Source organism: Streptomyces sp. NPDC005722, from assembly GCF_040630935.1.
Lineage (GTDB): Bacteria > Actinomycetota > Actinomycetes > Streptomycetales > Streptomycetaceae > Actinacidiphila.
Genome location: NZ_JBEXYN010000017.1, coordinates 69,603 through 92,592, shown reverse-complemented (window position 1 = coordinate 92,592; position 22,990 = coordinate 69,603). Strand labels below are relative to the sequence as shown.

Sequence of the window (22,990 nt, the reverse complement as noted above, 5' to 3'; positions counted from 1 at the left end):
CATGCCTCCCACCATCGACCTGGACGCGTACGTCAAGGGCGTGCTCGACGGCTCACGGGCCTGGATCGCCCGCGCCATCACCCTGGTGGAGTCGTCGCGGCCCGATCACCGGGAGCTCGCCCAGCGGCTCCTGACGGAGCTGCTGCCGTACGCCGGCAAGGCCCGCAGGATCGGCGTCAGCGGGGTGCCGGGGGTGGGCAAGTCCACCTTCGTCGACGCCTTCGGCACCCTGCTCACGGGCCTCGGTCACCGGGTCGCGGTGCTCGCCGTCGACCCGTCGTCCACACTGACCGGCGGCTCCATCCTGGGCGACAAGACCCGGATGGAGCGGCTGGCGGTGGACCCCTCGGCCTTCGTGCGGCCCTCGCCGTCGGCCGGGACGCTGGGCGGCGTGGCCAAGGCGACCCGGGAGTCCATGGTCGTCGTGGAGGCGGCGGGCTACGACGTGGTGCTCGTGGAGACCGTGGGCGTCGGCCAGTCCGAGACGGCGGTCGCGGGCATGGTCGACACCTTCCTGCTGATGACCCTGGCCCGCACCGGCGACCAGCTCCAGGGCATCAAGAAGGGCGTGCTGGAGCTCGCCGACGTCATCACCGTCAACAAGGCCGACGGCCCGCACGAGCGCGACGCCCGCGCCGCCGCGCGGGAACTGTCCGGCGCCCTGCGGATGATGACCCCGGTGGACGCCGCCTGGACCCCGCCCGTGCTGACCTGCAGCGCCCGCGAGGGCACGGGCCTGGAGACGCTGTGGGAGCGGCTGGAGCAGCACCGCACGCTGCTGGAGTCCACGGGACGGCTGGCGGCCAAGCGCCGCGACCAGCAGATGGAGTGGGCCTGGAGCATGGTCCGTGAGGAACTGCTGGGCCGTCTCCGTGGCCACCCCGAGGTGCGCAGGCTGACCCCGGAGATCGAACGTCAGGTCCGCGAGGGAACGTTGACGCCCACGCTGGCCGCCGCGCGCATCCTCGACGCCTTCTCGGGCTGAGCCCGGGGTCCGCCGTCGGGGTCAGGCCGCCCGCGCCTGGCCCCGGGGCACGGCGCAGCGCCCTGCCGCCCACAGCGCCCCCGGCATGTTGCAGTCCGGGCCCACCTGGTGACGGTCGACGTACGCGAACAGCCGCCGCGCCTCGGCCATGTGCGCCGCGCACGCGAACGAGCCGTGCCCGGGCAGCCATTGGATGTGCCACCGGGCGGCCTCCCCGCACGGGTCCGCCGCGCCGGTGGCGACGCGGCCGCACGGCGTCATGCCGTCGACGGGGATCGGGGTGAGCCGGGGCGTGATGGGATCGGTCATGGGGCAGGCCTCCTGTGCCGCGTGAGGCGACGTGACCTGTGTGCGTGTGGGGGGATGGGGCCGTTTGCGCGCACTCGATGTCGTTATGCCCCGCGGTGGCCGTCTGCGACGCATGTGCGGAGGTCAGGAGTTGGTAACCGGCCGCGGCCCGGTCGGCCGGGCTGTGGTCGGCATTCGCCGTCGGCGTCACGCTCTTCTTGTGGTGGAGCGTCTTCAGGGTGCGGCTCGAGGTCGGCCCGGCCGGGATCGTGGCCGTCAACCCGTGGGGCACCCAGCGTCTGGCGCGGGACGAGGTGGTCGCGGCGCGACTGGGTGCCTGGGGAGCGGAGTTCCACCATGGGGACGGCTTCAAGACCACGGCGTACGCCCTCAGCGAGCCGGCCGCGGGCACACCGCAGGCCCGGCGCTTCGCCGAACTACGGGCCGTCATGGAGGCGGGCTCCTAGCGCGGCGAGTGACGCGGCGGGGTTCGCGGACGCCGCCATGGTGACGGCCCGGGCCCGACGGCACCTGTGCGGGCCGTCGGCCCCCGGCGCTCAGCCCGCGTAGGCGGTGGGCGGCACGCCGACGGTCGCGGTGAAGTCCCGGACGAGATGGGCCTGGTCGCTGTAGCCGAGTTCCGCGGCGAGGGCGGACCAGTCGACCGAGGTCCCGTACTCGGCACGCTCCAGGGCCTCGTGGATGCGGTAGCGGAGGATGACCCACTTCGGGCTGACGCCGACGTACGCCGCGAACAGCCGTTGCAGGGAGCGGGCCGACATGCCCTCGGAGCGGGCGAAGTCCTCGACCCGCAGGATGGTCCGGTCGTGCCGGACACGGTCGGCCAGGGCCGTCGCGAGGGCCGCCTGCGGGTCGGGCGCGGGGGAGAGCGACAGCAGGAACGCGTCGAGGGCCGCCACGCGGGCGTCCTCGTCCCGGGGGCCGAGCACCGCGCCCGGTACGGCCTCGTGGCCCGGCAGCGCGTCGTCGAGCGGGACCCGCCGGCCCGTCCAGTGGGACACCGGCACCGCGGGCGCGAACGGCCGGAATCCGCCCGGCCGGAACTGGATGCCGCAGACGCGTCCGGCGGCCTCCAGCTTCTGCGTGAACAGTTCCAGCCCGATGCCCGCGACCTCGCCGGCGTCCGGGGCGGTGCCGTGCCGCTGGAAGACGATGTTGACCGAGGGGTGCGGCACGACGTGCGAGGCGTACGGCTCGGCGAGGTCCCAGTCGATCAGCCAGTAGTGCTCCAGGTACGGCCGCAGCGCGGGCGCGGGCGCCCGGCGCCGGAAACGGACGCGGGCGAGCAGCTCCGGGGCGTCGACGATGCCCCGGGTGTCGCGGCGCGGGCTGTCCGGACCTGCCATACCCGCGATCCTACGGGGCGCCCCTGTCGCATTTCTTCAAGCCGCAGCGGCCTTCCGCGCCCTAGCGTCGGCGCCATGACGACGAGGACCAGTGAACTGCTCGCCACGGCCCGCGACCGGGCGCTGCCCCTGGTGCGGGCGCTGCCGGACGGCGCCTTGGACGCGCCGACGCCCTGCGCCGGGTACGACGTGCGGAACCTGCTCAACCACCTCTTCCACGTGGTCGTCGGCTTCCAGGCCCTCGCGGCCCGGGAGGAGGCCGACTTCTCCGTCACCCCGGACCGGCTGTCCGCCTACGGCGACGGGTGGCGGGAGCGCTTCGCCAAGGAGACGGACCTGCTGGTCGAGGCCTGGGCGGTACCGGGCGCCGACGAGGGCGTGGCAGGGTCGATGAACCTGCCGGCGCGCACCGTCGGCGCCATGGCGTTGCTCGACCTGACGGTGCACCCCTGGGACCTGGCCCGGGCCACCGGGCTCCCGTACGCGCCGGACGCCGAGGGGCTGCGGGCGCTGGAGGAGCTCGTGGCAGCCATGGGGCCGACCGCCCGCAGGATGGGGGTCTTCGGCGAGCCCGCGCCGGTCCCCGCCGGGGCCTCCGCCTTCGAGGCGCTGCTGGCGGCCACGGGCCGCGATCCGCGCTGGAGCCGCCCCGAGGCGTAGGGGCGCGGGGACACGGCGGCGTAGCGCGGAACACTTTTGCAACTGGTTGCACAATCGGGCCGGGGTGGTCTACAAAAGTCGCGACGACACCGCGCGCCGCCGCCCGAGGAGACCCCGCGATGAGCCCGTACCCGCACCTGCTGAGCCCGCTCGACCTCGGCTTCACCACCCTCCCGAACCGGGTGCTCATGGGCTCGATGCACATCGGGCTGGAGGAGGCCGAGGGCGGCTTCGAGCGGATGGCCGCGTTCTACGCCGCCCGGGCCCGCGGCGGGGTCGGCCTCATCGTGACGGGCGGCATCGCCCCGAACGACCGCGGCCGCCCCTACCCGGGCGGGGCCCGGATGACCACCGAGGACGAGGCGGCGCAGCACACCGTCGTCACGGACGCCGTGCACCGCGCCGGCGGCCGCATCGCGATGCAGATCCTGCACTTCGGCCGGTACGCCTACCACCCCGGCCTGGTCGCCCCCAGCGCGCTGCAGGCGCCGATCAGCCCCTACGTCCCGCACGCCCTCACCGACGAGGAGGTCGAGGAGACCGTCGAGGACTTCGTGCGGGCGGCCGGGCTCGCCCGGCGGGCGGGCTACGACGGCGTCGAGATCATGGGCTCCGAGGGCTACCTGATCAACGAGTTCATCGCCTCCGCCACCAACCACCGCGACGACCGCTGGGGCGGATCCTACGAGAACCGCACCCGCTTCCCGCTGGAGATCGTCCGCCGCACCCGCGAACGGGTCGGCCCGGACTTCGTCATCGTCTACCGGCTGTCCATGCTGGACCTGGTGCCGGGCGGCTCCACCCTGGAGGAGGTCGTCTCCCTCGCCAAGGAGGTCGAGGCGGCCGGCGCCACGATCATCAACACCGGCATCGGCTGGCACGAGGCGCGCATCCCCACCATCGCCACCTCCGTCCCGCGCGCCGCGTACACCTGGGTGACGAAGCGGCTGATGGGGGCGGTCTCGGTGCCGCTGGTCACCAGCAACCGGATCAACACCCCCGAGGTGGCCGAGCGGTTGCTCGCCGAAGGAGCCGCCGACATGGTGTCGATGGCCCGTCCGATGCTCGCCGACCCGGACTTCGTCGCGAAGGCCCGCGAGGACCGCGCCGACGCCATCAACACCTGCATCGGCTGCAACCAGGCGTGCCTGGACCACACCTTCAGCGGGAAGCTCACCTCCTGCCTGGTCAACCCCCGGGCCTGCCACGAGACCGAGCTCGTCCTGCTCCCCACCCGGCTGCGCAAGCGCGTCGCCGTCGTCGGCGCCGGGCCCGCGGGGCTCGCCTGCGCCGTCTCGGCCGCCGAACGCGGCCACGCCGTCACCCTCTTCGACGCCGCCGACCGGATCGGCGGCCAGCTCAACGTCGCGCGGAAGGTGCCGGGCAAGGAGGAGTTCGACGAGACGCTGCGCTACTTCCGCACCCGGCTCGCCGAGGAGGACGTGGAGCTGCGCCTGGACACCCACGTCACGGCCGGGTTCCTGGCGGACCGGGGCTTCGACGAGATCGTCCTGGCCACCGGCGTCACCCCGCGCACCCCGGAGATCCCCGGCGCCGACCACCCCAGCGTGCTCAGCTACCTCGACGTACTGCGCGACGGCGCCCCGGTCGGCGAGCGGGTCGCCGTCGTCGGCGCGGGCGGCATCGGCTTCGACGTCGCCGAGTTCCTCACCGACGGCGGTGAGGGCGCGAGCCGGGACCCCGAGACGTACTTCCGCCAGTGGGGCGTCGACACCGAGTACCGCGGGCCCGGCGGGCTGCGGACGCCCGAACGGCCGCGGCCGCCGCGCACCGTGCACCTGCTGCAGCGCAAGACCACCAAGGTCGGCGCGGGGCTGGGCAGGACCACCGGCTGGATCCACCGCACCGAGCTCAAGCACAGCGGCGTCACCATGGTGGCGGGCGCCGTCTACGAGCGCATCGACGACGAGGGCCTGCACATCACCGTGGACGGCGAGCGGCGCACCGTGCCCGTCGACACCGTCGTCCTGTGCGCCGGTCAGGAGCCGCGCCGCGAGCTGTACGAGGCGCTGCGCGCGGCCGGCCACTCCGTGCACCTCATCGGCGGCGCCGACGTCGCGGCCGAGCTGGACGCCAAGCGGGCCATCCGCCAGGGCACCGAACTGGCCGCGGGCCTGTGACCTCGGACCGTCCGTAGGATGCGGGCATGTCGCTGCCGCACGCCATCCTCACCGCCCTGCTGGAGAAGCCGTCGTCGGGGCTGGAACTGGCGCGCCGTTTCGACCGCTCCATCCGCTACTTCTGGTCCGCGACGCACCAGCAGATCTACCGCGAGCTGGGCCGCCTGGAGGAGGCGGGCCTGATCCGGGAGCTGCCCGCCGCACAGCCCGCCCGCGGGCAGCGCAAGGAGTACGAGGTGCTGCCCGCAGGCCGCGCCGAACTGACCGCCTGGGTCGCCGCCACCGAGGACCCCAAGCCCATCCGCGACCCGCTCCTGCTGCGGCTGCGCGCCGCCGCGGTCGTCGGGACCGACGGGCTCGCGGCGGAGCTGCGCCGGCACCTGGCATTGCACGAGCGGCAGTTGGCGGAGTACGCGGAGATCGAGGGGCGTGACTTCCCGCCGGGGCGCGGCGGAGACGAGGACCGGCTGCGGCACCTGGTGCTGCGGGCCGGCATCGAGCTGGAGACCTTCTGGTCGCGGTGGCTCGTCGAGGCGGTCGCCGAGGTCGAGGGGATGGGACGGTCCTGAGCGCCGGCCGGCGTCGTTGGCCGAACCCGCGTCCGGAAGGGCGTCACATAGGTGCGACCGCAGCCACGAGCGCGGGAACGGCGGGGCGTCCGTGGCCTCCGGCGGAGTTGCGCCGGCACCTGGTGCTGCGGTTGGGGCGCTCCTGAGCGCCGCCGGCGTCCTTGGCCGGGCCCGGGTCCGGAAGGGCGTCACATAGGTGCGGCCGGGGCCCCGGGCCCGGGAGCGGCGGGGCGTCCGTCCGTCACCGGGTACGGCGCAGCGCCAGCAGTGCCGCGTCGTCGCCGAGGCCGCCGCCGCTCCAGGAGCGCAGGTCGGCCAGCACCCGGTCCAGCAGGTCGTCCGGGTCCTGCTCGGGCATCTCCCGCACCCGCTCGGCCAGCGGGTAGAAACGGCCCCGCCGGTCCCGGGCCTCGACCACGCCGTCGGTGCAGAACAGCAGCAGGTCGCCGCGGTGGAAGGGGACCGTCTGTGCGCGGTAGCGGTCGCCGGTCAGGGCGAGCAGCCCGAGCGGCGGCACCGGGGTCTCGGCCGCCAGCTCGGTCACGGTGCCGTGGCGCCGCAGCAGGGGCGGCGGGTGGCCGCAGTTGACCAGCACGGCGGAGTCCCCGTCCTCCGGGACGGCCAGCAGCACGGCGGTGACGAAGTCCTCGCTGCCGCCGCTGCGGGTGAGCGCACCGTCCAGCCGGGCGGCCACCGAGGCCAGCGCCGGTTCGGAGCGGGCCGCGTCCCGGAAGACGCCGAGCACGTCGGCGGCTGTCTCCACAGCGGCCAGCCCCTTGCCGCGTACGTCGCCGAGCAGCACCCGCACCCCGTGGTCGGTCCGCACCACCTCGTACAGGTCGCCCCCGATGCGGGCCTCCGCCTCCGCCGCCACGTAGCGCACCGCGACGCGCAGCGGGCCGATCCGGGGCGGCGGCGGACGCAGCAGGGCGCGCTGCGCCGCCTCGGCGACGCCGCGCACCCGGGCCAGCTCGCGCTCCCGCCCGGTGATCAGGACGACGGCGCCGGTGCTGGTGAAGGTCACCGCGAGCACGGTGATCGCGGAGGCCACGTGGACCAGGGCCGGCACCCCGTGGTTCGCCGCCGCGAGCACGAAGACCAGGCCGATCGCGAGCGCGCCCGCCACCAGCGGCCCGCGGGCGCGGCGGGAGTGCGCACCGGCGAGCACCGGCAGCGCCGCCAGGACGGGGGCGAGGGTCGTGCGCGGGCCCGAGGTCAGGTCGAGGACCATGCACACGGCGATCAGCAGGTAGGCGGACGCCAGGAAGCACAGCGCCCCGCGGGACAGCGCGAGCGGGGGCACCTCCGGGTGCTTGTTCGGGCCGCGGGCCATGGTGCCGGCCCTCCTGTCGCCGGTGCGGGACACCCCTCCTCCATCTTCCCCGCACCGGGCGGACGACGGCGGGAATGGACGCGAGGGGTCCCGCGTTGAACCCCTCGTCCGAAGAAAATGAAAACCATTGTGGACGCTGGAGGTCCCCGCATGGCACGCAGTGAGCAGCGCCCGGTGATCACGCTCCGGTCGACCGCCGGCACCGGCACGGCCTACGTGACCCGCAAGAACCGGCGCAACGACCCGGACCGCATGGTCCTGAGCAAGTACGACCCGGCCGTCGGCCGTCACGTGCCGTTCCGCGAGGAGCGCTGACACCGGCGAAGGCCGACGCACCCCGTCCCTCCCGCAGACTGGAGCCCACCGTGCAGCACACGATCCACCCCGCCTACCGCCCGGTCGTCTTCCGCGACCGCGCCGCGGACCACGCCTTCCTCACCCGCTCCACGATGACCAGCGAGAAGACCGTCGTCTGGGAGGACGGGAACACCTACCCGGTGGTCGACGTGGAGATCTCCTCCGCGAGCCACCCGTTCTACACCGGCAACGCCCGCGTGCTGGACACCGCCGGCCGCGTCGAGCGCTTCGAGCGCCGGTACGGCACCGGCGCCCGCCGGGGCTGACCCCGCCGGCGGCCGCGGCGCCGCTCAGGCCTTGCGGTACGTGTACGCGTCCTGGGCCGCCGCGGCCACCGCGTCCAGGTCGCCGCCCGCGGACGCGGTGACCACCGCGGCCACCGCGCCCTCGACGAACGGCGCGTCCACCAGCCGGGTGCCGGGCGGCAGCTCGTCCTCGTCGGCCAGCAGCGTCTTCACCGTGAGGACGGCGCTGCCCAGGTCGGCGAGGACGGCGACACCGTCGCCCTCGTCCACCGAGCGCGCGGCGGCGACGATCTTGGCGGCGTCGGTGCCGAGCCCGCCGTCCGGCGCACCGCCGGCGGCGGCCACCGGAACCTTGGCGCCGCCACCGCTCAGACCCTTCGCCATACGGGCCACCGTCTCCGCCACCTGGGCGCTGTGCGACACCAGCACCAAGGCGACCGTCACGCGGCCCCCTCCCGGGCGGCGCCGGCCAGGGCCCCCAGCAGGAGCGCCGAGGAGGCCGCTCCCGGATCCTGGTGCCCGATGCTCCGCTCCCCGAGGTAGCTCGCCCGTCCCTTGCGGGCCTGCATCGGCACCGTCGCCAGCGCGCCCTCGTCGGCGGCGATGGCGGCGGCCGCCAGCGCCTCCGCGAGCCCGGCACCCTTGTCGAGGGCGAACGACAGCGCCTCCACGGCCGGCGCCAGCGCGTCCAGCATCGTCTTGTCGCCCTGGGCCGCGCCGCCCAGCTGGGCCACGCCGTCGACCCCCTCCCGCAGCGCCTGCGCGAACTGCTCGGGCGCCACCTGGTGCGCGTCGCCCAGGGCCTTGCCCGTCTTGCGCAGCAGCGTCCCGTACAAGGGGCCCGAGGCCCCGCCCACCGTACTGATCAGCTGCCGGCCGACCAGCACCAGCACGCCGCCCGGGGAGTCCGGCGGCTCCTTCTCCACCGCGGTGCGCGCCGCGATGAAGCCGCGCCGCATGTTCGCGCCGTGGTCGGCGTCCCCGATGGGGGAGTCCAGCTCCGTCAGCCGGTCCGCCTCCCGGTCGATCACCGAGGCCGCGGCGGTGAACCAGCGGCGGAGGAAAGCCGTGTCGATCACCTGGCCCGCTCCGGTGGACGATGCCTCGCTCATCTCTCCCGCTCCTTGATCTCGCTCAGGCGCCCCAGCGCAGGGCCGGCGTGCTCACCGGCGCGTCCCACAACCGCAGCATTTCCTCGTCCACCTGGCACACGGACACCGACGCGCCCGCCATGTCCAGCGACGTCACGTAGTTGCCGACCAGTGTGCGGGCCACCGTCACGCCGCGCTCCCCGAGCACCCGGTGCACCTCGGCGTTGAACCCGTACAGCTCCAGCAGCGGTGTCCCGCCCATGCCGTTCACCAGGAGCAGCACCGGACCGTCCGGGCGGAGGTCGTCCAGGACGGCGTCGACGGCGAACTCCGCGATCTCCGCCGAGGTCATCATCGCCCGCCGCTCCCGGCCCGGCTCGCCGTGGATGCCGATGCCCAGCTCCAGTTCCCCCGCCGGGAGGTCGAAGGTGGGTGCGCCCTTGGCCGGTGTGCTGACCGCGGTCAGCGCCACCCCGAAGCTCCGCGAGAGCTCGTTCACGCGCCGCGCGACGGCCTGGACGCGCTCCAGCGGCGCCCCCTCCTCGGCCAGCGCGCCCGCGATCTTCTCCACGAAGAGCGTGGCGCCGGTGCCGCGCCGCCCCGCGGTGTAGAGGCTGTCGGTCACGGCCACGTCGTCGTTGACCAGGACCTTGCCGACCATGATCCCCTCGTCCTCGGCCAGCTCGGCGGCCATGTCGAAGTTCAGCACGTCACCGGTGTAGTTCTTGACGATGAACAGCACCCCGGCCCCGCTGTCCACCGCCGCGGCCGCCCGCACCATCTGGTCGGGGACGGGCGAGGTGAACACCTCGCCGGGGCACGCCGCGTCGAGCATCCCGCGTCCCACGAACCCGCCGTGCAGCGGCTCGTGCCCCGAACCGCCCCCGGACAGCAGTGCGACCTTGCCCGCGACCGGCGCGTCCCGGCGCACGACCACCCGGTTCTCCACGTCCACGGTCAGCTCCGGATGCGCGGCCGCGAACCCCCGCAGCGCGTCGGCCACCACGGTCTCCGGGACATTGATCAGCATCTTCATGGAACGGCTCCGTCCAAAGGCAGGGTCTGGCGGTGCTGCGCTGTCACATCAGACTACAAATCTGCCGGGCCGTGGGCAGTCCCGATGACCGACGAGTCTGCTGTGCACCGTGCACAGGCCCTGGTCCGTGTCATCACCTGCCTTCCCCCGGCCTTCGCCCGGGGACGCCGCCGGGCCCGCCCGCACAAGGCCTAAGGCCGGCCCCCGTCCGGGACGAGCGGCGCGCGGCGCCCGAGCAGCTGCGCCTCGGCGCGGTCGAGGTAGGAGGTCAGCAGCAGCTCCGCCCCCGCCGGGTCGGCCGCCTCCAGGGCGGCCAGGATCTCCCGGTTGCCGTCCAGATAGGGCTCGTGGAACTCCCGGGGGTCGTCCATCGTGTGGAAGGCGAGCCGGAGTTCGGCGAGCACGCCGGTCATCAGCCCGGTCAGCCGGGGGCTGCGCGCCAGGTCGACCAGCGCCTGGTGGAAGTGGATGTCGGCGGTGCCGAGCTCCACCCACCGCGCCCCGCCGGCGGCCCGTTCGCCCTCCGCCACGGCGTCCGCGGCCGCGGACAGGTCGTACGGCCCGGCCCCGAGGCCGCGGATCACGGAGCACTCGACCACCCGGCGCACCCGGTAGATGTCGGCGACGTCCGCGGCCGTCAGCACCCGGACGAAGACCCCGCGGTTGAGTTCGTGCACCAGCAGCTTCTCGTGCGTCAGCAGCCGGAACGCCTCACGGAGGGTGTTGCGGGACACGCCGAGCGCCCCGGCGACGACGTCCTCGGCGAGCTTGCCGCCCGGCGGCAGACGGCCCTCGGAGATCCGGGTGCGCAGTACCGCGGCGACCCGGTCGGCGGTGCTGGAGCGGGCCAGCAGCGCGCGGTCGCCCGCGAGGACCGCCGGATCCACCTCGGCCGCCATCGTCCCCGCCCCTCTCGCGCCGTGGGTGCGCCGCGGACCCGCGGCGCGGGCCCAGTCAATCCGAGAGCGGAGGAGAAGACAACGGGGCTCTTGTCGGATTGTTCAACAAGAATCTACGGTGATCGGACGCCGGGAAGCGTTCGCCCCGGCCCGCCGGACACCGCAGCTCGCGTCGCCCGACCGGACGCGGCCCTTCCCGAGGAGTTCGCCGTACCGATGACCGACCTCGTGATCGACCTCAACGCGGACCTCGGGGAGGGCTACGGACGCTGGGTCCTCACCGACGACGACGCCCTGCTGTCCGTGGTCACCAGCGCCAACGTCGCCTGCGGCTTCCACGCGGGCGACCCCGGCATCATGCGCCGGGTCTGCGACACGGCTGCCGCGCGCGGGGTGCGCATCGGCGCCCAGGTCTCCTACCGCGACCTCGCGGGGTTCGGCCGGCGGGCGATGGAGGTGCCCGCCGACGAACTCGCCGACGAGATCACGTACCAGATCGGCGCGCTGGAGGTCTTCGCCCGCGCCGCCGGAGCCCAGGTGGCGTACGTGAAACCGCACGGGGCCCTCTACAACAAGGTCGTCGTCGACGACGACCAGGCCGCCGCCGTCGCCGCGGGCACCCGGCGGGCGGACCCGGCCCTGCCGGTGCTCTGCCTGCCCGGTTCCGCCATGGAACGGGCGGCCCGGGAGGCCGGGCTCGACGTGGTGGGGGAGGCCTTCGCCGACCGCGCCTACACCGCCGCCGGCACGCTCGTCCCCCGCGGCACCACGGGCGCGCTCATCGCCGACCCCCACGAGGTCACCCGGCAGGCGGTCGCCCTCGCCCGTGACGGCGTCGCCACGGCCCTGACCGGTGAGCGGGTGACCGTGCGGGCGCGGTCGCTGTGCCTGCACGGCGACTCCCCGGACGCGGTGGCCACGGCCCTGCGGGTACGGGCCGCGCTCGAGGACGCGGGCGTGCGGCTGGCGGCGTTCGCATGAGGGTCCTCACGGTCGGGGAGGACGCGCTCCTGATCGACCTGGCCACCCCCGAGGAGGCGTGGTCCTGGCACGCCGAGCTGCTGCGCCGCCGCGGCGAGGGCACCCTCGTCCCGGTGCGCGAGATCGTCCCCGGCGAGCGGACCGTGCTGCTGTACGGGGTGCCGGACGCGGCGGCGCTGCGCGCCGAGTTGCGCGGCTGGTCCGTCACCGCCCGTCCGGCGGCCACCGGGCCGCTCGTGGAGGTCCCCGTCCGTTACGACGGGCCCGACCTGGCGGTGGTGGCCGAACGCTGGGGCGTCGCGGCGGAGGACGTGGCCCGGGTGCACAGCGGCACCGAACACCGGGTCGCCTTCTGCGGGTTCGCCCCGGGCTTCGCCTACATGACCGGACTGGGCGAGCGGTACGGCGTGCCGCGCCGGGCCGAGCCGCGCACCTCGGTGCCGGCCGGCTCGGTGGCCGTCGCGGGCCCCTACACCGGCATCTACCCGAGGAGTTCACCGGGCGGCTGGCAGCTGATCGGCACCACGTCCGTCCGCCTGTGGGACCTGGAACGGGAGCCGGCCGCGCTGCTCGCCCCCGGTACCCGGGTGCGCTTCGTCCCCGCGTCCGAGGGGGCGGGCGCATGAGCGGGGGCGAGCTGCGGATCGTCCGGGCCGGTGCGCTGACCACCGTCCAGGACCTCGGGCGGTACGGTCACGCCGCCCTCGGCGTCGCCCGTTCCGGGGCCCTGGACAGTCCGGCGCACCGGCTGGCCAACCGCCTGGTGGGTAACGCCGACGACGCCGCGACGCTGGAGACCACGCTCACCGGGGTGGCCGTGCGGGCCGCCCGTCCGGCCGTCGTCGCGGTCACCGGCGCCCCGGCACCGGTCCTGCTCGACGGCCGCCCCGCGCCGTGGGGCACCGCCGTGCGGCTGCCGGCCGGGGCCGTGCTCGACGTGGGGCCCGCCACACGGGGGGTGCGCAGCTACCTCGCGGTCGGCGGCGGCGTGGCCGTGCCCGCGGTGCTCGGCAGCCGCTCCACCGACCTGCTGTCGGGGCTGGGGCCCGCACCGCTCAGGGACGGTGACGTGCTGCCGCTGGGCCCGGCGCCCGGGCTCCCCGTCCACGCGGAACCGGCCCCGCACGCCGGTCCGCCGCGGGAACTCGTGCTGCCGCTGCGACTCGGGCCGCGGGACGACTGGTTCACGGCCGCCGCCGTCCGTACCCTCGCGGCCGGGCGCTTCCATGTGTCGGACCGCAGCAACCGCATCGCGCTGCGCACCACGGGCCCCGCACTGGAGCGGGCCGTCCCCGGGGAGCTGCCGAGCGAGGGGATGGTGGTGGGCGCCGTCCAAGTGCCGCCGGACGGCAGGCCGGTGGTGTTCCTCGCCGATGCGCCCACCACCGGCGGCTACCCGGTGGTCGGTGTCGTCCCCGAGCGCGGCCTGGCCGCGGCCGCGCAGGCCGTCCCGGGGCTGCCGGTGCGCTTCGTGCCCCAACGCTGAAGCCGGTCACGGCCCTTCCGAATTTCTGCAACGCGTTCTACTCTTGCGCCGTCGTCGCTCAGGGACGCGACCGGACCTCGGGAGGGGCCGTGCACCTGGACCACACACCGGAGCAGCAGCGGCTGCGCGCCGAACTCAGGTCGTACTTCGCCGGACTGGTGCCCGACAACGCCTACGCACGCCACTTCGACCGGGCCGCCGCCAAGCGCTTCTACCGCGACACCGTACGGCGGCTCGGCCGCGACGGCTGGCTCGGCGTCGGCTGGCCGAAGGAGTACGGCGGCCGCGGCATGACCCCGATGGAGCAGTTCGTCTTCTTCGACGAGGCCGCGCAGGCGGGCGTCCCGCTGCCGCTCATGGCGCTCAACACCGTCGGCCCCACGATCATGCAGTTCGGCACCGAGGAGCAGAAGGCGTACTTCCTGCCGCGCATCCTCTCCGGGGAGATCGACTTCGCCATCGGCTACTCGGAGCCCGACGCCGGAACGGACCTGGCGGCGCTGCGCACCCGCGCCGTGCGGGAGGGTGACGCCTACGTCGTCAACGGCCAGAAGATCTGGACCACCAACGGCGACACCGCCGACTGGGTCTGGCTCGCCGTCCGCACCGACCCGGGCGCCCCGCCCCACAAGGGCATCTCCATCCTCCTGGTGCCGACCGGCGACCCCGGCTACTCCTGGACGATCATCAACACCCTGGCCTCGCACGACACCACCGCGAGCCACTACGAGGACGTCCGCGTCCCGGTCGACCGCCGCGTCGGCGAGGAGAACCAGGGCTGGCGGCTGATCACCACCCAGCTCAACCACGAACGCGTGACCCTCGCCGCCCACGGCACCATGGCGATCCGCGCCTTCCACGACGTGCGCCGCTGGGCCGCCGACACCAAACTGGCCGACGGCCGCCGGGTCATCGACCTGTCCTGGGTCCGTGGCCGCCTCGCCCGCGTGCACGTCCGCCTGGACGCCATGAAACTGCTCAACTGGCAGATGGTCGACGCCCTCCAGCGCGGCACCCTGACCCCCCACGACGCCTCGGCCGTCAAGGTCTACGGCTCCGAGGCGCGTCGTGACGCGTACGCCTGGCTGATGGAGATCACCGGCGCCCTCGGCCCCATGAAGGAGGGCTCCGCGGGCGCCGTCCTCCACGGCGAGCTGGAACGCGGCTACCGCAGCGCCGTCATCTTCACCTTCGGCGGCGGCAACAACGAGATCCAGCGCGAGATCATCTCCTGGATCGGGCTGGGCATGCCGCGCGTGCGCAGGTGACCAGGCGCCCCGTCGCGGGGCCGGGCGCGTCCCCGGAGCAGGACGCGGTCGCACCGCCACACGGTCCTACGACCACCGGCAGGGGCACGACGGGACCTGCGCTCGATGCCCGCCCGCCCCGGGCGGGCCTAGCGTGCGGCGCATGGAGATCCCCGAGCAGTACAAGTACGCCGTCATCCCGCACGCGTTGGTCGACGGGGCCGCCGAGGCGATCACGTTCTACGCGGCCGCGTTCGGAGCGGAGGAGTCCTTCCGGCTCGAAGGCGACGACGGGCGCATCGTGCACGCCGAGATCACGATCCACGGCTCCACCCTCATGCTCGGCGACACCGAGGCCCCGCCGCCCGCCGGGGCCGCACCCTCCGTCGTCCTGCACGTCTACGTGCCGGACGTGGACACCCTGACCGGCCGCGCGGTGGCCGCCGGCGCCGAACTGCTCACGGCCCCGGCCGACATGCCCTACGGGGCGCGGCAGTCGACGCTCCGCGATCCCTTCGGCCACGTGTGGATCTTCCTGACGCCGCTCACCGGCTGATCAGAAGTGCGTGGCGATCCCGAACGCCTCGCGCAGCCGGCGCATGTCGTGGCGGTCCCGGTCGGCCGGCTCGTACCCCTGGTGGAAGTACACCTGCTGCTCGGCCGACAGGCAAGGGACGGGGGTCCGTTCGACCTCGCCGGTGACGAAGCAGGCGGCCGGGTAGACGAACGGGCGCCCAGGCTCCGGCGAGGGCTGCTCCGCGCTCCCGTCGGCGGCGAACACCAGGGGGTGCAGGTCGATCTCGCGGCCCCGGGGGTCGGTGACGACGAAGCGCACCGGCCGCCGGTCGAGCGACTCGGCGAAGCCGGCCGCGGCCAGCGCCGCGACGACGGCGTCCTCCTGCTCGTGGCGGTGCATCAGGTCCAGGTCCCGGTGGTCGCGGGTCCGTCTCCCGAGCAGGGCGTCGACCCCCCAGCCCCCGCCGACCCAGACCTCCGCGCCGGCCCCCCGCAGCAGGTCCAGGATCTCCACCACGTCCCGGCCGGTCATCATCGCCGCATCCCCCCTCGTCCGGTTCGGCGCCCCCAGGGTGCCACCCGGAGCGGATCACGGCGCAGGGAACCCGGAGTATGCTGGAACCGGCGGTGGTCCCTCGTGACCGCCGCGCGGCGGTGGGGCCCGCCGTACCCGAACCGCGGTGAGGATGCCGCCAACGGTCCCTACTTGTGACGGAACGCGTCCGGTCAGGACGCCTCACGAGTAGGAGACGCATGACCTCACCGGCCCCCCACCCCGCGATGAGCGACCCAGCCTCCCCCGACGCCGAGTCCCCGCCGCCCCTGCCGCCGCGATCCGCGCGGATGCGGGAGCAGGCGCCCGTCGTCGCCGTGGTCGCGGCCGGAGGCGTGCTCGGGGCCTGCGCGCGCTACGGTGCGGCCCTGGTCTGGCCCACCGCTGCCGGCGGCTTCCCGTGGACCACCCTCGGCGTCAACGCGCTCGGCTGCGCCGTGATCGGCGCGTTCATGGTGGCCATCACCGAGGTGTGGGCCGCGCACCGGCTCGTCCGCCCGTTCTTCGGCACGGGCGTCCTCGGAGGCTTCACCACCTTCTCCACGTACGCCGTCGACATCCACGGCCTGGTCCAGGGCGGTCACGCCGGGGCCGGGCTGGCGTACCTCGCCGCCACACCGCTGATCGCGCTGGCCGCGGTGTGGGGCGCGGCGCACACGGCCCGGCGCCTTCTGGGATGGAGGCAGACATGACACGGCTGCACGGCACCGCTCTGCGGCTGACGATCCTGATCGGCGACAACGACACCTGGCACCACAAGCCGTTGTGCTCCGAGATCACCCGCCGCGCCCACGACGCGGGCCTGGCCGGGGCCAGCGTCTTCCACGGGGTCGAGGGCTTCGGCGCCTCCTCGCTGATCCACACCAGCCGGCTGCTCTCGCTGACCGACAACCTTCCGGTGGCCGTCGTCATCGTCGACCACGAGGAGCGCATCCGGGCGTTCCTGCCGCAGCTCGACGAACTGGTCACCGAAGGACTGGTCACCCTCGACGAGGTCGAGGTCATCCGCTACGTGGGACGGGGGAACCACGGGTGAACTGGCTGCTCGTCATCGCCGGGGCCGCGGTCGGGGCGCCGCTGCGCTACCTCACGGACCGTGCCGTCCAGGCCCGGCACGACACGGTCTTCCCGTGGGGCACGTTCACGGTCAACGTGGTCGGCTGCCTCGTCCTCGGTCTGCTGGCCGGTGCCGTCACCTACGACGCGGCCTCCCGCTCGGTGCAGCTCCTGGTCGGCACGGGGTTCTGCGGGGCGCTCACCACCTACTCGACCTTCTCCTACGAGACCCTGCGGCTGGCGGAGACGGGGGCGCGGTTCTTCGCCGTGGCGAACGTCGTCGCCAGTGTGGTCGCCGGCGTCGGCGCCGCCTTCACCGGGGCCGCCGTGGCCCAGGCGCTGTGGGCCTGAACCGGCCCGGCACCCGCCCGCGCTCCTCGGGGGCGGGCGACCGCCGAACAGGACGCCCGGCCCCACGTACCTAAAATGGGAGAGGTCCACACTCCGGCCTGTCGCCCGGAGCGGACGCGGTGTGCCCCGCCGACAGGTGCCGTGCGGACGCGCCGGGCGCCGGGCGACGCGGCTCCCACCGCGGGAGGGCACGATGTCCCTGACTCAGCGTCCCAGCACCAGGATCCAGACGGCGGGCCACGCCCAGACCCCACCGGCCGACATCCGCGACTCGCTGTTCACGGCGCCCCTGCTGCTGATCGGCGGATGGGTGTTCGCCGCCGGCTGGGCGCTGGCGTACCCCGACACGCCCATCGGCAACGACGTGCGGATCGTCGACCTCGTCTTCTCGACGATCGTCCTGCTCAACGCGATCGCGCGGGTGGCCAGGACCCGGGGGCCCGGCAGCGACGTCATCACCATCGTGTGCGGCGCCTGCCTGATCGTCTCGCCCTTCGTCTTCGGCTACTTCGGCGACCCGGGCGCCGGTCTCGCACCCCTCAACCAGATCGTGACGGGGGTGGCCCTGATGGTGCTCGGCGCGGTCAGCCTGGCCCTCATCGAGCGACGGCGCCCCCGCAAGCCGGCCGGTGCCGCGCCCGCCCGCTGAGGCCCCACCGCCGGCGGACCACGCGGGGCAGACCCGGCGTGCCGCGCGGCCCTATGCTCGGCGCTGCGGGGACCAGGCCGCAGGGCGTCGTCCCGGTACGGGCGGGGCCGGCCGTGGTCGCACGGCGACAGGAGGCTGCGATGCGCGACGCCGACCCCGGGCTCTTCGGACCCGCCTCGGTCACCTGGCAGGTGCACGGCGACCCCATGATGTGGATCGCCGGCGTACGGGCGCTGTACCTGCAGGCGCTGCACCCGCGCGCGGTGCGCGGCGTCACGCAGAACTCGGACTTCCGCCGGGACGCGTGGGGCCGCCTGCTGCGCACCGCCGACTTCGTCGGCACGATCACCTACGGCACCACCCTGGAGGCCGAGCGGGCCGGGGCCAAGGTGCGCGGCATCCACCGCCGGCTGTCCGTCACGGACCCGGACAGCGGCGAGCGCCTGCCCGTCGACGACCCCGGCCTGCTGCTGTGGGTGCACTGCGCGGAGATCGACTCGTACCTGGAGGTCGCGCGGCGCTCGGGCTTCCCGCTCTCCGACGCGCAGGCCGACGCCTACGTCGCCGAACAGCGGGAGGCCGCACGACTGGTGGGCCTGGACCCGGCGGAGGTCCCCGACGACACCGGGTCGCTCGCCGCGTACTTCGAGAAGGTGCGGCCCGAACTGGCCGCCGGCCCCGAGGCCCAGGAGGTCTACGCCTTCCTGCAGGGGCCGCCCGTGCCCCGGGTGCTGCTGCCCCTGCGGTTCGCCGTCTGGGGCCGGGCCACCGCACTGGCCTACGCGGCGCTGCCGCCCTTCGCCCACGAGCTGTACGGGCGACCCGCCCCCGCCGTCCCCGTCACAGGGCGGCGGCTGCGCGGCACGGGCCTGCTGCTGCGCACGATCCCCTGCTACGTGCGCTGGCAGCTGCCGCCCGGGCACATCCTCAAGGCGGTCGGACGGCTCGGCCCCGGCACCCACCCGTCCGCCCACCGGCTGCGCGAGCAGGCACGTTCCCGGAGGTAACGGCGGGTCCCCAACCGTGCCCCCCGCGGTCATACTGGGTGCGGGGAGAGGCGGACGACCGGGGGCGGGGCGGCGTACACCATGACGGCGGGTCGGTACGACGGGGGAACACCGCTGCGCGAGCGCTACCGGATGCGGGAGCGCATCGGGCGCGGCGGCATGGGCGAGGTCTGGAAGGCGCTGGACGAGTCGCTGGGCCGGGAGGTCGCGGTCAAGTGCCTGAAGCCGACGAGTCCTTCCCTCGACCCGTCCGTGCACCGGGTGCTGCGTGAACGGTTCCGCAGGGAGGCCCGGGTCGCGGCGGCGCTCCAGCACCGCGGCATCACCGTCGTCCACGACTTCGGCGAGAGCGAGGGCGTGCTCTTCCTCGTCATGGAGCTGCTGGACGGCCGCAACCTGCGGCAGTTGCTCGGCGACAACGAGGGCCGCCCGCTGCCCCTGCCCGACGTCACCGACATCGCCGCGCAGATCGCGGCGGCCCTCGCGTACACCCACGCGCGGGGCATCGTGCACCGCGACCTGAAGCCGGCGAACGTCATGCGGCTCGCCGACGGGGACGTCAAGATCTGCGACTTCGGCATCGCCCGGCTCGGCCACGACATCGGCTTCACCTCGCGGCTGACGGGCACCGGGGTCGCCATGGGCACCCCGCACTACATGTCACCGGAGCAGATCGGCGGCGAGGAGGGGATCGACCACCGCAGCGACCTGTACTCGCTGGGGTGCGTGCTCTACGAGATCGCCACCGGAGTCCCGCCCTTCGACCTCGACGACACCTGGGCCGTCCTGGTCGGCCACCGCGACACCCCGCCCCGGCCGCCGCGCGAGCACCGGCCCGACCTGCCGGGGGAACTGGAGCGACTCGTCCTCGACCTGCTCGCCAAGAGCCCGGAGGACCGCCCGCAGAGCGCGGCCGACGTGGCCGGCCGGCTCAAGACGCTCCGGGACGGCGCGCACGGCGGTCACGGGGGCCACGGCGGCCCGGGCGGCCCGGCAGGGACCCGCCCCGAGCCCGGGCTGCCGTCCTGGGCGCGCCGGCTGGAGCTGCAGTCGGGGGCGCCCAGCGTGCACGGCACCGGGGCGCTGGCGAGCCGGCACACGGCGGCCGTCGGACTCGCCCGGCTGGGCCGCTGGTCCGAGGCCGAGCGGTCGCACCGCGCCGTCGCCGAGGAGCGCGAGCGGCTGCTCGGCGCCACGCATCCCGACACGCTCACCAGCCGCTACGAACTCGCCCTGTGCCTCAGCCGCGGCGGCCGCCACGCCGAGGCGCTGCGCGCGTACGAGGAGGTGGCGGCGGCCCGGGCGCGGGCACTGGGCGAGGACCACCTCGGCACGCTCGCCGCCCGCCAGGAAGCCGCCTACGTCCTCGGGCGCCTCGGCCGTCACGACGAGGCCCGCCAGGGCTACGCCGCGGTGCTCGCCGCGAGGGAACGGCGGCAGGGCGCCGACCATCCCGACACCCTCCACTGCCGGCACAACCTCGCGGTCACGCTCGGGCGGCTCGGCCGTACGCAGGAGGCGTACGCCTCGGCGGCCCAGGTCGCGGACTCCCGCACCCGCGTCCTGGGCCCCGCCCATCCCGACACGCTCACCACCCGCTGCGAGGTCGGCCACCTGCTCGGGCTGCTCGGCCGCTGGCCGGAGGCCCGTGCCACCTACGCCCACGTCGCCGCGATCCGGGCGACCCTGCTGGGCGCCGACCACCCGGACACCCTCGCCACCCGCCACGAACTGGGCATCTGCCTGGGGCGGATGGGCCTCGGCGCCGAGGCGCACGAGCTCTACACCGACCTCGTGGCCCTCCGCACCCGCGTCTCGGGCCCCGCCCACCCCGACACCCTCCGGGCCCGGCACGGCCTCGGGGTCGGCCTCGGGCGCCTCGGCCGGTGGCGGGACGCCCTCGCCGAGGCCCGCGACGTCGCGGCGGTCCGCACCCGCGTGCTGGGCGCGGACCACCCGGACACGCTCGTCAGCCGCCGCGAGATCGCCGTGGCCCTCGGCTGGCTGGGCGACTGGCGCGAGGCGCTGGTTCTCCACGAGGCGGTGTACGAGGCACGCGGCCGCGCCCTCGGCGCGGACCACCCGGACACGGCCGCCAGCCGCGCGGACCGGGCCCACTGCCGTGAGCGCCTGGGCCTGCGCGACTGACCGGGCTCAGGGGCGGCCGGTCAGCCTGGCCCGGGCCGCCCTGCCGAACGCCGCCACGAGCCGGTTGCCCTCGCCGGCGCGGGTCGCCAACACGACGCGGCTCGGCTCGACGCCCTCGAGGGGGATCGCGGTGAGGTCGGGACGCAGGCCGCCGCGGACGCCCGCCGAGATGGACACGGCCTGCCCGGCGGCGACCACCTCGAACTTGTCCTCGACGGCGTCGATGAGGGGACCGTCCGGCGCCGGGCTGCCGTCGGGCCGGGGGTCGATGCGCCAGAACGCGTTCCACGACGGATCGGACTCCCGCACGCGGGGCAGGGGTTCGCCGGCGATGTCGTCGAGGGTGACGGACTCCCTGCCCGCCAGGCGGTGGTCCAGCGGCACCACCAGCACCCGCGGCTCGTCGTAGAGCGCCGTCACGTGCAGCCCGTCGGTGGGCAACGGCATCCGGGTCACCACGGCGTCCACCCGGTGGTCCAGCAACGCCACGCGCGCCTCGTTCCAGGGCACGTGCTGGGTGCGCACCTCGGCCTCCGGGTGCCGCGCGCGCAGCTCCCGTACCGCGGGGGTCACGATGAGGCCCGCGGTGTAGCCGACGGTGATCCCGTCCGGCCGGGCGGCGGCACGGGCCTCGGCCGCGGCGGTCGCGGCGGACCGCAGCAGCGCCTTGGCGCGGGGCAGGAAGACCTCCCCCGCGCCGGTGAGGACGGTGCCTCTCGGGGTGCGGTCCAGCAGACGCGCGCCGAGCTGCTGTTCGAGGCGGCGGACCTGCCGGCTCAGGGACGGCTGGGTGACGTGGAGGGCCTCGGCGGCCCGGCCGAAGTGCCGGTGCTCGGCGACGGCCGCGAAGTAGCGCACCAGCCGCAGGTCGAGGTCCGGCGGAGCGGAAGAGGAGTCGCTCATGGCCTCAGCCTAGCCCGTCGCACGCCGTTCACCTGGGGTGATGCCCGGAACGTATTGCGCCGTGCAGAACAGGCCTTGGACCGCGGGCCTTCCCGGCCCGCACGATGGGGACCGTCCCGGAGCGCGCCGCCGGCACCGCGCGAGGGGACGGCACCACACCACCTCATCGAAGGATCGCAGCATGCGTGTTTTCGTCACCGGCGCCACCGGTCACATCGGGACCGCCGTCGTCGCCGAACTCCTCGGGGCCGGGCACGAGGTCGTCGGCCTCGCCCGCTCGGACCGTTCCGCCGCCGCCTTGACGGCCGCGGGCGCCGGGGTGCACCGCGGCAGCCTGGAGGACCCGGAGGCCCTGCGCCGCGGCGCGGCGGAGGCCGACGGGGTCATCCACCTCGCCTTCGACCACGCCTTCTCCGACTACGTGGGCGCGGTCGCCGCCGACCTGCGGGCCGTCGAGGCGATGGGCGAGGCGCTCGCGGGCTCCGGACGCCCCTTCGTGATCACGTCCGGCACCCTGATGCTCGCGCACGTCGCACCGGGCATCCTCGGGACGGAGGACCACGCCATCGCCCCGTCCACGCCCCCGGTGCCGCGTGCCGAGGCGGAGAAGGCCGCGGTCGCGCTCGCCGCGCGCGGGGTCCGCTCGTCGGTCGTCCGGCTCGCCCCCTCCGTGCACGGCCCCACCGACCTGCACGGCTTCGTCCCACGGCTGATCGGCTTCGCCCGCGACAACGGCGTCGCGGCGTACGTGGAGGACGGCGCCACCCGCTGGCCCGCCGTCCACACCCGCGACGCGGCGCGCCTGTTCCGGCTGGCCCTGGAGGCGGCGCCGGCGGGTTCGCGCCTGCACGGGGCCGCCGACGAGGGCATCCCCTTCCGGGAGATCGCCGAGGCGATCGGCCGCGGCCTGGACGTCCCGGTCAAGAGCGTGCCGCGCGAGGCCGCGCGGGAGCACTTCGGCTTCCTGTCCGGCTTCGTGACGCTCGACAACCCGACGTCGAGCGCGCGCACCCAGGAACTCCTGGGATGGCGCCCGGAGCACCCCGCCCTGCTCCAGGACCTGGCGGAGGGTCGCTACTTCGGCCCCTCCGAGGGCTGAACCGGGGCGGCGGCCGGCGGTCA

Annotated in this window: 28 protein-coding genes; 19 read left to right on the top strand and 9 right to left on the bottom strand. The window is 75.0% G+C overall.

The genetic code is table 11. The features are described 5' to 3' along the window. Position 1 precedes the first annotated feature (1 nt). A complete protein-coding gene (gene meaB / locus ABZ479_RS21085; RefSeq protein WP_499607440.1) occupies positions 2-985 on the top strand; it encodes a methylmalonyl Co-A mutase-associated GTPase MeaB in 984 nt (327 codons plus the stop codon). 21 nt (positions 986-1,006) lie between these two features. Here meaB and ABZ479_RS21080 read toward each other — a convergent pair whose 3' ends face one another. Continuing rightward, the gene (locus ABZ479_RS21080; protein ID WP_499607437.1) at positions 1,007-1,294 is read right to left on the bottom strand and encodes a hypothetical protein; all 288 of its coding nucleotides are present in this window, start codon (positions 1,292-1,294) and stop codon (positions 1,007-1,009) included. 218 nt (positions 1,295-1,512) lie between these two features. On the opposite strand from ABZ479_RS21080, the gene ABZ479_RS21075 reads away from it, so the two are divergent. After that, the gene (locus tag ABZ479_RS21075) at positions 1,513-1,740 is read left to right on the top strand and encodes a hypothetical protein (protein WP_500463014.1); all 228 of its coding nucleotides are present in this window, start codon (positions 1,513-1,515) and stop codon (positions 1,738-1,740) included. Between the two features lie 90 nt (positions 1,741-1,830). Here the strand turns inward: ABZ479_RS21075 and ABZ479_RS21070 are convergent, their stop codons facing one another. After that, positions 1,831-2,640 (bottom strand): DUF6597 domain-containing transcriptional factor, encoded by an 810-nt coding sequence (locus ABZ479_RS21070; RefSeq protein WP_500463013.1) that lies wholly within the window; start codon positions 2,638-2,640, stop codon positions 1,831-1,833. A gap of 75 nt (positions 2,641-2,715) precedes the next feature. On the opposite strand from ABZ479_RS21070, the gene ABZ479_RS21065 reads away from it, so the two are divergent. The 3 genes from ABZ479_RS21065 (at position 2,716) to ABZ479_RS21055 (ending at position 6,010) form a co-directional block, all read left to right on the top strand. After that, positions 2,716-3,300: a TIGR03086 family metal-binding protein gene (locus ABZ479_RS21065; protein WP_500463012.1), complete on the top strand. Its 585-nt coding sequence runs from the start codon at positions 2,716-2,718 to the stop codon at positions 3,298-3,300. A 119-nt stretch (positions 3,301-3,419) separates the two neighbouring features. Then, positions 3,420-5,441 (top strand): FAD-dependent oxidoreductase, encoded by a 2,022-nt coding sequence (locus ABZ479_RS21060; RefSeq protein WP_500463011.1) that lies wholly within the window; start codon positions 3,420-3,422, stop codon positions 5,439-5,441. A 26-nt stretch (positions 5,442-5,467) separates the two neighbouring features. Then, complete coding sequence (locus ABZ479_RS21055) at positions 5,468-6,010, top strand: PadR family transcriptional regulator (RefSeq protein WP_500463010.1); 543 nt, start codon at positions 5,468-5,470, stop codon at positions 6,008-6,010. Between the two features lie 241 nt (positions 6,011-6,251). Here ABZ479_RS21055 and ABZ479_RS21050 read toward each other — a convergent pair whose 3' ends face one another. Then, positions 6,252-7,376: a PP2C family protein-serine/threonine phosphatase gene (locus tag ABZ479_RS21050; RefSeq protein WP_500463009.1), complete on the bottom strand. Its 1,125-nt coding sequence runs from the start codon at positions 7,374-7,376 to the stop codon at positions 6,252-6,254. A 117-nt stretch (positions 7,377-7,493) separates the two neighbouring features. On the opposite strand from ABZ479_RS21050, the gene rpmG reads away from it, so the two are divergent. Further along, positions 7,494-7,658, top strand: coding sequence for a 50S ribosomal protein L33 (gene rpmG / locus ABZ479_RS21045; RefSeq protein WP_018561168.1), 165 nt, complete (start codon positions 7,494-7,496; stop codon positions 7,656-7,658). 50 nt (positions 7,659-7,708) lie between these two features. Then, positions 7,709-7,966, top strand: a complete 258-nt coding sequence (locus ABZ479_RS21040; protein WP_499607416.1) for a type B 50S ribosomal protein L31 — start codon at positions 7,709-7,711, stop codon at positions 7,964-7,966. 24 nt (positions 7,967-7,990) lie between these two features. Here the strand turns inward: ABZ479_RS21040 and dhaM are convergent, their stop codons facing one another. From dhaM to ABZ479_RS21020, 4 genes are all read right to left on the bottom strand, one after another. Next, the gene (gene dhaM / locus ABZ479_RS21035) at positions 7,991-8,389 is read right to left on the bottom strand and encodes a dihydroxyacetone kinase phosphoryl donor subunit DhaM (RefSeq protein WP_500463008.1); all 399 of its coding nucleotides are present in this window, start codon (positions 8,387-8,389) and stop codon (positions 7,991-7,993) included. Continuing rightward, positions 8,386-9,057: a dihydroxyacetone kinase subunit DhaL gene (dhaL, locus tag ABZ479_RS21030; RefSeq protein ID WP_500463007.1), complete on the bottom strand. Its 672-nt coding sequence runs from the start codon at positions 9,055-9,057 to the stop codon at positions 8,386-8,388. Before dhaL ends, dhaM begins: the two co-directional genes overlap by 4 nt. A 22-nt stretch (positions 9,058-9,079) precedes the next feature. Continuing rightward, on the bottom strand, positions 9,080-10,072 hold the full coding sequence (dhaK, locus tag ABZ479_RS21025) for a dihydroxyacetone kinase subunit DhaK (RefSeq protein ID WP_500463006.1): 993 nt from the start codon (positions 10,070-10,072) through the stop codon (positions 9,080-9,082). A gap of 191 nt (positions 10,073-10,263) precedes the next feature. Then, entirely contained in the window at positions 10,264-10,971 is a 708-nt protein-coding gene (locus ABZ479_RS21020) for a GntR family transcriptional regulator (protein WP_500463005.1), read from the bottom strand. A gap of 216 nt (positions 10,972-11,187) precedes the next feature. On the opposite strand from ABZ479_RS21020, the gene ABZ479_RS21015 reads away from it, so the two are divergent. The 5 genes from ABZ479_RS21015 to ABZ479_RS20995 all read left to right on the top strand — a co-directional run bounded on the left by ABZ479_RS21015 (position 11,188) and on the right by ABZ479_RS20995 (position 15,241). Further along, complete coding sequence (locus ABZ479_RS21015; RefSeq protein ID WP_500463004.1) at positions 11,188-11,952, top strand: LamB/YcsF family protein; 765 nt, start codon at positions 11,188-11,190, stop codon at positions 11,950-11,952. Beyond that, entirely contained in the window at positions 11,949-12,578 is a 630-nt protein-coding gene (locus ABZ479_RS21010) for a 5-oxoprolinase subunit B family protein (protein WP_500463003.1), read from the top strand. The genes ABZ479_RS21015 and ABZ479_RS21010 overlap by 4 nt, the downstream gene beginning before the upstream one ends. After that, on the top strand, positions 12,575-13,438 hold the full coding sequence (locus ABZ479_RS21005) for a 5-oxoprolinase subunit C family protein (RefSeq protein WP_500463002.1): 864 nt from the start codon (positions 12,575-12,577) through the stop codon (positions 13,436-13,438). The genes ABZ479_RS21010 and ABZ479_RS21005 overlap by 4 nt, the downstream gene beginning before the upstream one ends. Positions 13,439-13,527: 89 nt before the next feature. Beyond that, the gene (locus ABZ479_RS21000) at positions 13,528-14,706 is read left to right on the top strand and encodes an acyl-CoA dehydrogenase family protein (RefSeq protein WP_500463001.1); all 1,179 of its coding nucleotides are present in this window, start codon (positions 13,528-13,530) and stop codon (positions 14,704-14,706) included. 142 nt (positions 14,707-14,848) lie between these two features. Beyond that, a complete protein-coding gene (locus ABZ479_RS20995; protein ID WP_500463000.1) occupies positions 14,849-15,241 on the top strand; it encodes a VOC family protein in 393 nt (130 codons plus the stop codon). On the opposite strand, the gene ABZ479_RS20990 is transcribed toward ABZ479_RS20995, so the two are convergent. Beyond that, entirely contained in the window at positions 15,242-15,733 is a 492-nt protein-coding gene (locus ABZ479_RS20990; RefSeq protein ID WP_500463078.1) for a nucleotidyltransferase domain-containing protein, read from the bottom strand. It abuts the gene before it with no gap. A 221-nt stretch (positions 15,734-15,954) separates the two neighbouring features. Here ABZ479_RS20990 and ABZ479_RS20985 point away from each other — a divergent pair, with 221 nt between their 5' ends. The 6 genes from ABZ479_RS20985 (at position 15,955) to ABZ479_RS20960 (ending at position 20,965) form a co-directional block, all read left to right on the top strand. Next, on the top strand, positions 15,955-16,446 hold the full coding sequence (locus tag ABZ479_RS20985; protein ID WP_500462999.1) for a fluoride efflux transporter FluC: 492 nt from the start codon (positions 15,955-15,957) through the stop codon (positions 16,444-16,446). Then, positions 16,443-16,790: a DUF190 domain-containing protein gene (locus tag ABZ479_RS20980; RefSeq protein WP_500462998.1), complete on the top strand. Its 348-nt coding sequence runs from the start codon at positions 16,443-16,445 to the stop codon at positions 16,788-16,790. Before ABZ479_RS20985 ends, ABZ479_RS20980 begins: the two co-directional genes overlap by 4 nt. Next, positions 16,787-17,161, top strand: coding sequence for a fluoride efflux transporter CrcB (crcB, locus tag ABZ479_RS20975; protein ID WP_500462997.1), 375 nt, complete (start codon positions 16,787-16,789; stop codon positions 17,159-17,161). The genes ABZ479_RS20980 and crcB overlap by 4 nt, the downstream gene beginning before the upstream one ends. A 193-nt stretch (positions 17,162-17,354) precedes the next feature. Next, positions 17,355-17,810 carry an SPW repeat domain-containing protein gene (locus tag ABZ479_RS20970; RefSeq protein WP_500462996.1) on the top strand — a complete coding sequence of 152 codons (456 nt, stop codon included), beginning with the start codon at positions 17,355-17,357 and terminating at the stop codon, positions 17,808-17,810. A gap of 140 nt (positions 17,811-17,950) precedes the next feature. Next, entirely contained in the window at positions 17,951-18,817 is an 867-nt protein-coding gene (locus ABZ479_RS20965) for an oxygenase MpaB family protein (protein WP_500462995.1), read from the top strand. An 81-nt stretch (positions 18,818-18,898) separates the two neighbouring features. Further along, on the top strand, positions 18,899-20,965 hold the full coding sequence (locus tag ABZ479_RS20960) for a serine/threonine-protein kinase (protein ID WP_500462994.1): 2,067 nt from the start codon (positions 18,899-18,901) through the stop codon (positions 20,963-20,965). 6 nt (positions 20,966-20,971) lie between these two features. Here ABZ479_RS20960 and ABZ479_RS20955 read toward each other — a convergent pair whose 3' ends face one another. After that, positions 20,972-21,868 carry a LysR family transcriptional regulator gene (locus ABZ479_RS20955; RefSeq protein WP_500462993.1) on the bottom strand — a complete coding sequence of 299 codons (897 nt, stop codon included), beginning with the start codon at positions 21,866-21,868 and terminating at the stop codon, positions 20,972-20,974. Positions 21,869-22,049: 181 nt separating this feature from the next. On the opposite strand from ABZ479_RS20955, the gene ABZ479_RS20950 reads away from it, so the two are divergent. Next, entirely contained in the window at positions 22,050-22,967 is a 918-nt protein-coding gene (locus tag ABZ479_RS20950) for an SDR family oxidoreductase (RefSeq protein ID WP_500462992.1), read from the top strand. Positions 22,968-22,990 lie beyond the last annotated feature (23 nt).

What these genes read in the sequence shown, in the direction of transcription:
- ABZ479_RS20985 (WP_500462999.1), top strand. Translation starts at nt 15,955, where the DNA reads ATGACCTCACCGGCCCCCCACCCCGCGATGAGCGACCCAGCCTCCCCC.
- ABZ479_RS21060 (WP_500463011.1), top strand. Translation starts at nt 3,420, where the DNA reads ATGAGCCCGTACCCGCACCTGCTGAGCCCGCTCGACCTCGGCTTCACC.
- ABZ479_RS20980 (WP_500462998.1), top strand. Translation starts at nt 16,443, where the DNA reads ATGACACGGCTGCACGGCACCGCTCTGCGGCTGACGATCCTGATCGGC.
- ABZ479_RS20990 (WP_500463078.1), bottom strand. Translation starts at nt 15,733, where the DNA reads ATGACCGGCCGGGACGTGGTGGAGATCCTGGACCTGCTGCGGGGGGCC.
- meaB (WP_499607440.1), top strand. Translation starts at nt 2, where the DNA reads ATGCCTCCCACCATCGACCTGGACGCGTACGTCAAGGGCGTGCTCGAC.
- ABZ479_RS21015 (WP_500463004.1), top strand. Translation starts at nt 11,188, where the DNA reads ATGACCGACCTCGTGATCGACCTCAACGCGGACCTCGGGGAGGGCTAC.
- ABZ479_RS21020 (WP_500463005.1), bottom strand. Translation starts at nt 10,971, where the DNA reads ATGGCGGCCGAGGTGGATCCGGCGGTCCTCGCGGGCGACCGCGCGCTG.
- ABZ479_RS20995 (WP_500463000.1), top strand. Translation starts at nt 14,849, where the DNA reads ATGGAGATCCCCGAGCAGTACAAGTACGCCGTCATCCCGCACGCGTTG.
- ABZ479_RS21080 (WP_499607437.1), bottom strand. Translation starts at nt 1,294, where the DNA reads ATGACCGATCCCATCACGCCCCGGCTCACCCCGATCCCCGTCGACGGC.
- ABZ479_RS20960 (WP_500462994.1), top strand. Translation starts at nt 18,899, where the DNA reads ATGACGGCGGGTCGGTACGACGGGGGAACACCGCTGCGCGAGCGCTAC.
- ABZ479_RS21055 (WP_500463010.1), top strand. Translation starts at nt 5,468, where the DNA reads ATGTCGCTGCCGCACGCCATCCTCACCGCCCTGCTGGAGAAGCCGTCG.
- rpmG (WP_018561168.1), top strand. Translation starts at nt 7,494, where the DNA reads ATGGCACGCAGTGAGCAGCGCCCGGTGATCACGCTCCGGTCGACCGCC.
- ABZ479_RS21005 (WP_500463002.1), top strand. Translation starts at nt 12,575, where the DNA reads ATGAGCGGGGGCGAGCTGCGGATCGTCCGGGCCGGTGCGCTGACCACC.
- ABZ479_RS21065 (WP_500463012.1), top strand. Translation starts at nt 2,716, where the DNA reads ATGACGACGAGGACCAGTGAACTGCTCGCCACGGCCCGCGACCGGGCG.
- ABZ479_RS20970 (WP_500462996.1), top strand. Translation starts at nt 17,355, where the DNA reads ATGTCCCTGACTCAGCGTCCCAGCACCAGGATCCAGACGGCGGGCCAC.
- ABZ479_RS21070 (WP_500463013.1), bottom strand. Translation starts at nt 2,640, where the DNA reads ATGGCAGGTCCGGACAGCCCGCGCCGCGACACCCGGGGCATCGTCGAC.
- ABZ479_RS20965 (WP_500462995.1), top strand. Translation starts at nt 17,951, where the DNA reads ATGCGCGACGCCGACCCCGGGCTCTTCGGACCCGCCTCGGTCACCTGG.
- dhaL (WP_500463007.1), bottom strand. Translation starts at nt 9,057, where the DNA reads ATGAGCGAGGCATCGTCCACCGGAGCGGGCCAGGTGATCGACACGGCT.
- dhaK (WP_500463006.1), bottom strand. Translation starts at nt 10,072, where the DNA reads ATGAAGATGCTGATCAATGTCCCGGAGACCGTGGTGGCCGACGCGCTG.
- ABZ479_RS20955 (WP_500462993.1), bottom strand. Translation starts at nt 21,868, where the DNA reads ATGAGCGACTCCTCTTCCGCTCCGCCGGACCTCGACCTGCGGCTGGTG.
- ABZ479_RS21010 (WP_500463003.1), top strand. Translation starts at nt 11,949, where the DNA reads ATGAGGGTCCTCACGGTCGGGGAGGACGCGCTCCTGATCGACCTGGCC.
- ABZ479_RS20950 (WP_500462992.1), top strand. Translation starts at nt 22,050, where the DNA reads ATGCGTGTTTTCGTCACCGGCGCCACCGGTCACATCGGGACCGCCGTC.